The organism is Streptomyces sp. enrichment culture, assembly GCF_964272855.1.
In the GTDB taxonomy this organism is placed as follows: Bacteria; Actinomycetota; Actinomycetes; order Streptomycetales; family Streptomycetaceae; genus Streptomyces.
This window is the reverse complement of record NZ_OZ186847.1, coordinates 4,507,675-4,517,500: the sequence shown is the minus strand read 5'-3', so window position 1 is coordinate 4,517,500 and position 9,826 is coordinate 4,507,675. Positions and strand designations below refer to the sequence as shown.

Genomic DNA, 9,826 nt, shown 5'->3' with positions numbered 1-9,826 from the left:
CTTCGTGCTGTTCTTCGCCTGCTACGGGCAGTTCGAGTCGGGGCTGAGTGCCTACGGGGTGGAGGCCGCCGGGATTTCGACGTCCGCGCTGGGGACGGCGCTGGCCGCCAACACCGCGATGATCGTCGTGGCCCAGTTCGCCGTACTGCGCTTCGTGGAGCGGCGTCGGCGTTCCCGGGTGATCGCGGCGGTCGGGCTGATCTGGGCCGTGGCGTGGCTCGCGGCCGGGTACGCGGGGCTGGGGCACGGCAGCCAGGAGATGGCCACGGCCGCGTTCGTCTCGACATACGCGCTGTTCGGGCTGGGTGAGGCGATGCTGTCGCCGACCGTGGCCCCGCTGGTCGCCGATCTGGCGCCGGAGGGCCTGGCCGGTCAGTACAACTCGGCGTTCGCCCTGGTGAAGCAGCTGGCGCTGGCCGTGGGGCCGGCGGTGGGCGGGCCCATGGGCGCCTCGCTGCACGCGCCGTACATCGTGACCTTCCTGCTGTTCTCGCTGGGCATCAGCGTGCTGGCGATACGGCTGGGGCGGCGGCTCACCGAGATCCAGGACCAGCCGTGGGTGGCGCGCAACCGGGTGGTCGCGCGCGGCGGCTCGGCGGCGGAGCCGGTGGCCGCGGAGGCCTGAGCCGGCGCGGCCGCCTCAGCTCTTCGGCAGTGCGAACTCGCACCAGACCGCCTTGCCGCCGCCCGGTGTCCGGCGGCAGCCCCAGTTCGAGGCGATGGTCGCGACGATGGCGATGCCCCGCCCGGATTCGTCGCCGGGTTCCGCGCGGCGGCGTCGGGGGAGGTGGTCGTCGCCGTCGGTGACCTCGATGATCAGGCGGCGGTCGGTGCGGCGCAGGCGTAGCCGCATGGGCGGGGTGCCGTGCTGGAGGGAGTTCGCGACGAGTTCGCTCGCGGCCAGGACGCCCAGGTCGTGCAGGTCCGCCGGGAAGCGCCAGCTCGTCAGGACGCCGGAGGCGAAGGCGCGGGCGCGGGGGGCCGCTTCCACGCCGCCGAGGAGTTCCAGGGCGGCGTTGCGGAAGAGGTCGGCGTCGGGGCCGGTGCGGGCCGGGTGCTGGAGGACGAGGACGGCGACGTCGTCGTCGTGGTCGGCGGTGACGCCGGCGGAGCGGACCAGGCGGTCGCAGACGACCTGCGGGGTGCCGGTGGCGCCGGCGAGGGCGCGTTCCAGGGCGGCGATGCCCTCGTCGAGGTCCTCGTCGCGGCGTTCGACGAGGCCGTCCGTGTAGAGGACGGCGGTGGAGCCGGGGCCGAGCGGGACGGAGCCGGAGGCGTGCATCCAGCCGCCGGTGCCGAGGGGCGGGCCGGTGGGCTCGTCGGCGCGCTGGACGGTGCCGTTCTCGTCGCGGACCAGGATCGGCAGATGGCCGGCGGAGGCGTACACCAGCCGACCCTCGTTGGGGTCGTGGATGGCGTAGACGCAGGTGGCGATCTGGTTGGCGTCGATCTCGGTGGCGAGGCCGTCGAGGAGCTGGAGGACCTCGTGCGGGGGCAGGTCGAGGCGGGCGTAGGCGCGGACCGCGGTGCGGAGCTGGCCCATGACGGCCGCCGCGCGGACGCCGCGGCCCATGACGTCGCCGATGACGAGGGCGGTGCGGCCGCCGCCGAGGGTGATCACGTCGTACCAGTCGCCGCCGACGGCCGCTTCCGTGCCGCCGGGCTGGTAGGTGGCGGCGATCCGCAGGTCGTCCGGCTGTTCGAGTTCCTGGGGGAGCAGGGAGCGCTGGAGGGTGACGGCGGTCTCGCGCTGGCGGCGTTCGCTGGCGCGCAGGCGTTCGGCGGCCTCGGCGTGGTCGGTGACGTCGGTGGCGAAGACGAGGACTCCGCGGCCGCCGCTTCCGCCGCCTTCGCGGACCGGCGTGCAGGAGAACGTGTAGGAGCGGCCGTCGAGGGCCTTGCGGGACTTCAGGGTGCGCGGCTTGCCGCTGCGCTGGACCTGGTCGAGGAGCGGGAGCAGGCCCAACTCCTGGAGCTCGGGCAGGGCGTCGCGGGCCGGCTCGCCGGGCGGGCGGGCGCCGAAGGCGGCGGCGTAGGCCTCGTTGACGTACGCCAGTCGGTGGTCGGGGCCGTGGACGAGGGCGACCAGCGCGGGGACGCGGTCCAGGACCTCGCGCACCGGCAGTTCGTCGACGGCGGGGAGGGCGGGGAGCTGGTCGGTGAGGTGTTCGGCGCGGGCCGCGGGGACGGAGCCCTCGCCCCGGCCCTCCGCCCGGCGGTCGGAGTTGACCGTGGGTTCGGTCCGCGCTGCGGCGCGGCGCTGCGTTCCGGGGAGCCGGGCGCTCCAGCGCGTGAAGTTCACGAATCCTTGCCTCGTGTAGTTGTCGTCGGCCGGCTCCGGACCCGGCCCGGTCCCCCGGGGGCGGCACGGTGGTGACCGTGGGGTGGCACCGCCCCTGGGATGTGCAGCACTTGGGAAAGCCTCGTGGGTTCGGCGGGCAGGGCGGGCGGCGGCCCGCCCGTTTCGGCGTGGACCAGTCTGGCAGTGTGGCCGACCGGGCCGACATCCGTCAGACGCCCGGGTGGCTCCGGGAGTTCCTTGCTTCGGTCAGGACGACCCCTTCGGGTCGTCGGCAGGTTTTCCCCCGGCCGCGAGTTCGAACTCCGCACGGGGGTGTTCGAGTGAACCGAGGGAGACGATCTCCCGTTTGAAGAGGCCGGCGAGGGCCCATTCGGCGAGGATGCGGGCCTTGCGGTTGAAGGTGGGCACGCGGCTGAGGTGGTAGGCGCGGTGCATGAACCACGCGGGGTAGCCCTTCAGCTTGCGTCCGTACACATGGGCGACGCCCTTGTGCAGGCCGAGGGAGGCGACGGAGCCGACGTACTTGTGGGTGTACGTCAGAAGTGCCTCGTCGCGCAGGGAGCGCACGATGTTGTCGGCGAGGACGCCGGCCTGGCGCACGGCGTGCTGGGCGTTGGGGGCGCATTCGGTGCCGGGGTCGGCGGCGGTGACGTCGGGGACGGCGGCGGCGTCGCCCGCGGACCACGCGTGGGGGTGCCCCTCGACGGCCAGCTCGGCGGTGCACCGCAGACGGCCCCGCGCGGTGCGGGGCAGGTCGGTGGCCGCGAGGACCGGGTGCGGTTTGACGCCGGCCGTCCAGACGACCGTACGGGTGGGGAATCGTTGTCCGTCGCTGAGGACGGCGACCCGGTCCACGCAGGACTCCAGGCGGGTGCCGAGGAGGACCTCGATGTTGCGGCGGCGCAGCTCGGTGACCGTGTAGCGGCCCATCTCCTCGCCGACCTCGGGCAGGATGCGGTCCGAGGCCTCGACGAGGACCCACTTCATGTCCTCGGGCTTGATGTTGTGGTAGTACCGCGCGGTGTAGCGGGCCATGTCCTCCAGCTCGCCGAGGGCCTCCACGCCCGCGAAGCCGCCGCCGACGAAGACGAAGGTGAGGGCCGCGTCGCGGATCGCGGGGTCGCGGGTGGAGGAGGCGATGTCCATCTGCTCGATGACGTGGTTGCGCAGGCCGATGGCCTCCTCGACGGTCTTGAAGCCGATGCCGTGGTCGGCGAGACCGGGGACGGGCAGGGTGCGCGAGACCGAACCGGGGGCGAGGACGAGCTCGTCGTACGCCAGCTCCTCGGGCGGCGCGCCCCGCTCCCGGGTGGCCAGCGTGGCGAGGGTCGCGGTGCGGTCGGCGTGCCGGACGGCCTCCGCCTCCCCGATCACGACGCGGCAGTGGGGCAGGACGCGGCGCAGCGGTACGACCACGTGGCGCGGGGAGATGGCACCGGCGGCCGCCTCCGGGAGGAACGGCTGGTACGTCATGTACGGGTCCGGGGTGACGACCGTGATCTCCGCCTCGCCCGTCTTCAGTTCGTGTTTCAGCTTCTGCTGGAGGCGCAGGGCCGTGTACATCCCGACGTAGCCGCCGCCGACAACGAGAATGCGCGCACGTTCCTTCACCATCCCATGACGCACCCAGTGCTTGCGTTTGTCCACAGCCCCGGCAATTTGTGTGACCGCACGGCGCGCGTGCCCGGTGTTGGCCGAATCACCCATGTGCGGGAAAGCTGCGCAGGTCAGGGGGTGTGAGACAGGTGACATAGGGGGGTGCAATCGGGGCGTATACGGCCCGTACTCCGATCGGGGGGCGCTCCGTGCGGAACCTGCCCCTTCTGAATTGACTGTCTCTCAACTATGTTCGTCTCACGACGGGGTGTAGGGGGTGCCTCTCGGGTCCGCGACGGGTGGGCTCGACCGGCGGGCTCGGGGTTTGAGCCGGTTCCGTGCGCTCCGGCATCCAATGACGGGGAGAGTCTCCGGGGGGAGACGTCATTACCGGGGGATTTCTTATGCACATTCAGGACTCTCGTTGGTCTTCCGCGTCGGCCATCGCAACCGGCGGCGCGGTCGGCGCGGCGGTGAGCACCGGACGCGGGGACACCTCGCGGACGACGCCGCTGCGTGTGGACGCACAGCGCAACCTCGAGCACGTACTGCGCGCGGCGCGCGAGGTCTTCGGCGAGCTGGGTTACGGCGCGCCGATGGAGGACGTGGCGCGGCGCGCCCGGGTCGGCGTCGGCACGGTGTACCGGCGTTTCCCGAGCAAGGACGTTCTGGTCCGGCGGATAGCCGAGGAGGAGATCTCCCGGCTGACCGATCAGGCGCGGGCCGCGCTCGGGCAGGAGGACGAGCCGTGGTCGGCGCTGTCCCGCTTTCTGCGGACCTCGGTGGCGTCGGGCGCGGGCCGGCTGCTGCCGCCGCAGGTGCTGCGGGTCGGCGTCGCCGAGGAGGGCGACGCCGAGCCGGAGGAGACGCGGGTGCCGCAGCAGCGGACCCAGCCGGGCGGCGGGGAGCTGCGGCTGGTGCCGGAGCAGCCGGCGGCCGAGGACGACGCGGGGGCGGCGGCGCTGCTCGACGTGGTGGGCCAGCTCGTGGAGCGGGCCCGCGCGGCGGGCGAGCTGCGTGCCGACGTGTCGGTGTCGGACGTCCTGCTGGTGATCGCGACGGCGGCGCCCTCGCTGCCGGACCCGGCGCAGCAGGCGGCGGCCTCGGCACGGCTGCTGGACATCCTGCTGGAGGGGCTGCGGTCGCGTCCGGCGTGAGGTGTCGGCCGATCGGCGTAACCCGATGAGGTGACAGGGGCGTGGGTGCCGAGGTGCCCGCGTCCCTCGCCTCCTCGCCGCCGGCGACCCCGGGCACATCCGGGAACGGCGCTCAACTGCACATCCACGCAGGTCCGTTGCTGCTTCCCCGAACGGGTGACGATCAGTACCGTGCGGCGACAAGTCCCCTCGGAGGAGTGGACGGCCGTTCACTGCCGGGGTCCGGCCGAAAGGCCTTGTGGCACTCTGACCCGGTGGTCGGGACTGGTTGGGCAGGCGGCGAGGGCTTTCCGCGATGAGCGTTGACGGGCGGGACGAGTCACTGGACGACGGCGACCCGGAGGCCGGTGGCCTCGTTCCACCACATGTGCCGAGCCAGGGCAAACGCGCCGGCCTCCCGGCGGGCTTCTCACCCGAGCGGGCCGTACCGGCGCAGCGTGACCGCCGCGACGACCACGGCATCCTGCCGCCGCCGCGCGAGGTGCCGCCCTCCGACGCCGAGCTGATCGGCCGGATGCGGTCCGGGGACGACACGGCGTACGAGGAGCTGTACCGGCGCCACGCGGACGCCGTCCGCCGGTACGCGCGCACCTGCTGCCGTGACGCCCACACCGCCGACGACCTCACCGCGGAGGTCTTCGCCCGCATGCTCCAGGCGGTGCGCGGCGGCTCCGGCCCCGAGCACGCCGTGCGCGCCTATCTGCTGACCAGCGTCCGCCGGGTCGCCGCGAACTGGACGAGCTCGGCGAAGCGGGAGCATCTGGTCGACGACTTCGCGGTGTTCGCCGCTCAGGCCGCGCGGGCCTCCGACGTCCCCGACGCCGGCACGCTCGATCTCGGGGCCGACGCGCGGGCGATGCACGAGGCCGAGCAGTCGATGGCCATGCGGGCCTTCCGCTCGCTGCCCGAGCGCTGGCAGGCGGTGCTGTGGCACACCGAGGTCGAGGACGAGTCGCCGAGCGAGGTCGCGGTGCTCTTCGGGCTCGACGCCAACGGCACGCGTGTGCTCGCCAGCCGGGCCCGCGAGGGCCTCAAGCAGGCGTACCTCCAGGCGCATGTCAGCACCAGCCTCGCCACCGACCAGGAGTGCGCGCGCTACGCCGACCAGCTCGGGACCTATGCCCGCCGCAAACTCCGCACCCGCGCGGAGCGGGGTCTGCGCAAGCACCTGGAGGAGTGCGCGAAGTGCCGGCTGGCGGCCGGCCAGATCGAGGAGGTCGCCGCCGGCATCCCGGCCGTCGTGCCGGTGGCCGTCATCGGCTGGTTCGGCGCCGCCGGGTACGCCAAGGCGGCCGGGCTCCTCGCGGGCGGGGCCGGAGCCGGTGCGGCGGGCGCCGCGGGCGCGGCCGCCGCGGCGGGCGGTTCGTCCGGCGGGGCGGGCACGGGCGCCGGAGCGGCCGCGGGCGCCGGGGCAGGCACGTCCGGCAGCGGGGTGGCCGCGGGAAGCGGGGCGGGCGCCGGAAGCGGGGCGGGCGCCGGAAGCACGGCAGGTGCCGGAAGTGGGGCGAGCGCCGGTGGTGTGGCCGCCGAAGGGGTGGGCGCGCCGGTGAAGGCCGGAGTCGCGGCCGGGGTGGTCGCGGTGGCCGCCGCTGCCGTCGCGCTGGCGCTGGTCGGCGACGACAGCCCGCCCGGGAAGCCGGTGGCCAAGCCGCCCGTGTCGGCACCGGCCGTCCAGCCGGAACCGCCGTCGCCGACCCCGTCGCCGACCCCGTCGACGACCCCATCGGTGGTCCCGTCGCCGAAGAAGCCCGCGCCCGCACCCCCGCCGGCGCCCCGGGTGATCGCTCGGAAACCGACACCCACGCCTACCCCCACGCCCACCCCGAAGCCTCCCCGGACACCGACTCCCGCACCGACCCCGACCGCCGCCCCGAAGCCGACCCCCACGGCCCCCCCGACACCGGCGCCCGCTCCCCCGCCCGCGCCGGTCGTCTACCAGTGGAGCGACCTGGCGTACGACATCAGCGGCGACGGCAGCGAGCCCGAGATGCGGATCGGCGAGAGCGGCTGGGTGTGGCAGCGGCAGGGCCTGTCGATCGGCGGGACGTCCTACGCGCGCGGGGTCACCGTGCACGCCGAGTCCTCCGTGACCATCGACCTCAACCGCGAGTGCAGCTCCTACCAGGCGCTGGTCGGCGTCGACGACATGACGCTGAAGCTCGGCAGGGTCTACTTCTCGGTCTATGCCGACGGTGTCCGGCTGTGGAAGTCCCGCATGGTCAAGGGCGGCGACGCGGCCGTCCCCGTGCAGGTGGACCTGGCCGGGCGGGAGACCGTGCGGCTGGTGGTGGAGCCGCACAACCACGTCGACGACGTGGCCGTCGCGGACTGGGCGGACGCCAGGTTCACCTGCTCATAGGGTTCACGGCGGCACCCGCGCCCAGCGCGCCGCGCTGCGGGACGATGCCCGCCGGGACGGCCCGCGCGCGTCCAGGGGTGCCGGTCCAGCAGGTGCCGCGGCGGGCGAGCAGGCGGCGCAGCCACAGTTCCAGGGAGACGAGGTCGGCGAGCCCGTCCAGGGGCAGCGGCTCGCCCTCGGCGGCGCGGCGCAGCGCCTTGCGGACCACGCGGGCCTCGACCAGACCGGCCTGCGCCAGCAGGGGGGTGTCGAAGAGGGCCATCAGGGAGTGCGCGGCGACGCGCAGGCCGGTGCGGGCGGCGGCGGCCTGCGGGGCCTGGGAGGTGGCGCCCCAGCCGGGCGGCAGGTCGGTGACACCGGCGCCGGTGAGCACGCTGCGCAGGATCTCGGCGCGCGCCCCGGGCTGCACGCGCAGCGCCTCGGGCAGTTCGCGGCAGGCGCGGACGACCTGGTTGTCCAGGAACGGCGTGTGCAGGCGCTGGAAGCGGATCTCGGCGGCCTGTTCCAGGACGCGGACGTCGGCGGCGGTGCGCGCGAGGGCCGCGCGGGCGCGGAAGTCGCCGGGGCGGCGGTCGGGGCCGACGGCGGACCGTTGGAGGGCCGTCTGGAGACGAACCGATACTTCAGCGAGCGCCTCGCCGGTCAGCCAGCGTGCCGCCGGGCCGGGTCTGGCCCAGGTGAGCCCGGCGAGAGACGCCCCCGTGGCACCGCCGGGTTCGTCGAAGCCCCGCTCCAGGAGCTGGGCGGCGAGGCTTTCCACGCCGGCCCGGTACGGGGTGCGGGCGAGGCGGCGGGCGGCGGCGTAGACGCGCGCGGGGACCAGCACCGAGCCGTCCGCCTTCGCGAGGGCGGCCACCGGGCGCACCAAATGCCGGCGCCGGCGGTCCATGAGGAGGTCGGCGAGGCGCGCGGGGTGGGCGTCGAGGACCTGGCGGGCGCCGTAGCCGGTGAGGTGGTCCGCGCTGCCGGCGGCGAGCCGGGCGCGGTGCCGGACGGCCGACACCAGCATGGGGCTCGGCTCGTCGGTTAGCGGTCCGTCCAGGTCGGCGTACGGCAGGGTCTCCTCGTCGCCGGTCACCACCACGTGGTGCAGCCGGGGCCCGGCGGCGAGCGCCCCGGCGCGTTCCAGCTCGGCCTCCCGGCCGCCGACGGCGAGGTCGTTGAAGGTGACGGCGAGCAGCCGCTCACCGGCGCCGGTGCCGTGTCCGAGGACGGTGCCGGGCATGCCGGGCAGTCCGGCGGCGAGCAGGGCGAGGGTCGCCGAGGCGGGGCCGCCGGACAGGTCGGCGCCGATGCCCGGGACCGGCATCCCGCGCGCGGCACGCCGTTCGGCGGGACCCATGCCGGGCACGGGTCCGGGGTCGATGTCGGCGCCGGGGACGTGGCGGGGGGCGGACAGCCGGGTCCGCACGGCCTCCACGAGGGCGTCGCGTACGGCGTCGACCGCGCGGTCGGGGTCGGCGGGGGGCGCGGCCACGGCGAGGGAGGCGACGGGCTCGTACCCGGCGATCTCCCGCGCCCCGGCGCGCAGGATCAGCGCGTGCCCCGGCGGAATGCGCCGTACGCCGTCGTACGGGGTGGACTCCTGGACGGCGGCCGGGACGTCGGGGGCGGCCAGCAGGGCGGCGAGGTGGCCGAAGTCGAGGTTGGCCTCGACGAGGTCGGCGAGCGGCAGCGCGGCGGTGGCGTAGGCGGTGCCGCCGGCCCATGGGGTGTGGAAGACGGGGCGGGCGCCCGCGAGGTCGCCGCAGACGGTGATCCGGCGGCCGACCTGGACGACCGCCGTGTAGCTGCCGGGCCAGGCGGTCAGATGCCGCAGTGCGCCGCCGCGCGCGGCGAACAGCCCGACCCGCAGCTGTTCGTCGGTGGCGCCGCAGGTGCCGAGGACGGCGATGCGGGTCTGCGCGTCGGCGGACACCACCCGGACCTCGTCGGGGCGCCAGTCGCCGACCGCCCACAGCGGGTCGGGATCGCCCCACAGGAGCTGGGAGCCCACCGGCTGCAGGGTCTCGCCGTCGTACCCGGTGGCGCCGGCGGTGCCGATCCGGGCGGTGCCCGCGGCGGTGCTGCTCCAACCCACCAACCACCGCATCGACGCCTCCACAGACTGTGGACAACCAGTGCACCGCGAGAACCGGTTCACCATGCTGCCACGAAGGAGGCGCCGCGGAGGGTCGGCGGAGCCGCTTGCGATCCCTTGAATGCGCCCCGCGCGCCCTGGCATGCGCCCTTGGCATGCGCCTGGCATGCGCCTGGCATGCGCTTTGGAGGCAGGCCACCGCCCGGCCCAACTGCCGTTCAGCGCAGGGAAGTGCGGAGTGGACCGCGGGGAGGACCCCGGGGAGAAGCGCAGGCGGACCGCCCGCGCCGACGACGTGAATGCGCCCCCGGTACGCCCCCTGAAAACCCCCA

General features: G+C 75.0%; 6 protein-coding genes (1 of these 6 cut by a window edge). 3 read left to right on the top strand and 3 right to left on the bottom strand.

What is annotated here, in order from left to right:
• On the top strand, positions 1-625 hold the end of the coding sequence (locus tag ACSU6L_RS19705; RefSeq protein ID WP_437064971.1) for an MFS transporter. It extends 638 nt beyond the left edge of the window; only the last 625 of its 1,263 coding nucleotides appear in the window; the start codon falls outside the window, past its left edge; its stop codon occupies positions 623-625.
• A 15-nt stretch (positions 626-640) separates the two neighbouring features.
• On the opposite strand, the gene ACSU6L_RS19700 is transcribed toward ACSU6L_RS19705, so the two are convergent.
• Together ACSU6L_RS19700 and ACSU6L_RS19695 are read right to left on the bottom strand one after the other, a co-directional pair.
• A complete protein-coding gene (locus ACSU6L_RS19700; RefSeq protein ID WP_437058542.1) occupies positions 641-2,302 on the bottom strand; it encodes an ATP-binding SpoIIE family protein phosphatase in 1,662 nt (553 codons plus the stop codon).
• A 246-nt stretch (positions 2,303-2,548) separates the two neighbouring features.
• A complete protein-coding gene (locus ACSU6L_RS19695) occupies positions 2,549-3,916 on the bottom strand; it encodes an NAD(P)/FAD-dependent oxidoreductase (RefSeq protein WP_437058540.1) in 1,368 nt (455 codons plus the stop codon).
• Between the two features lie 386 nt (positions 3,917-4,302).
• On the opposite strand from ACSU6L_RS19695, the gene ACSU6L_RS19690 reads away from it, so the two are divergent.
• Together ACSU6L_RS19690 and ACSU6L_RS19685 are read left to right on the top strand one after the other, a co-directional pair.
• Positions 4,303-5,055: a TetR/AcrR family transcriptional regulator gene (locus tag ACSU6L_RS19690; protein WP_437058538.1), complete on the top strand. Its 753-nt coding sequence runs from the start codon at positions 4,303-4,305 to the stop codon at positions 5,053-5,055.
• 295 nt (positions 5,056-5,350) lie between these two features.
• On the top strand, positions 5,351-7,414 hold the full coding sequence (locus tag ACSU6L_RS19685) for a sigma-70 family RNA polymerase sigma factor (protein ID WP_437058536.1): 2,064 nt from the start codon (positions 5,351-5,353) through the stop codon (positions 7,412-7,414).
• Here the strand turns inward: ACSU6L_RS19685 and ACSU6L_RS19680 are convergent.
• Positions 7,401-9,506: an asparagine synthase-related protein gene (locus ACSU6L_RS19680; protein ID WP_437058534.1), complete on the bottom strand. Its 2,106-nt coding sequence runs from the start codon at positions 9,504-9,506 to the stop codon at positions 7,401-7,403. The genes ACSU6L_RS19685 and ACSU6L_RS19680 overlap by 14 nt on opposite strands.
• Positions 9,507-9,826: the final 320 nt, after the last annotated feature.

Bases quoted from the DNA above. Each gene is read 5' to 3' on its own strand.
- ACSU6L_RS19695 (WP_437058540.1), bottom strand. From the start codon at position 3,916: ATGGTGAAGGAACGTGCGCGCATTCTCGTTGTCGGCGGCGGCTACGTC.
- ACSU6L_RS19690 (WP_437058538.1), top strand. From the start codon at position 4,303: ATGCACATTCAGGACTCTCGTTGGTCTTCCGCGTCGGCCATCGCAACC.
- ACSU6L_RS19685 (WP_437058536.1), top strand. From the start codon at position 5,351: ATGAGCGTTGACGGGCGGGACGAGTCACTGGACGACGGCGACCCGGAG.
- ACSU6L_RS19680 (WP_437058534.1), bottom strand. From the start codon at position 9,506: ATGCGGTGGTTGGTGGGTTGGAGCAGCACCGCCGCGGGCACCGCCCGG.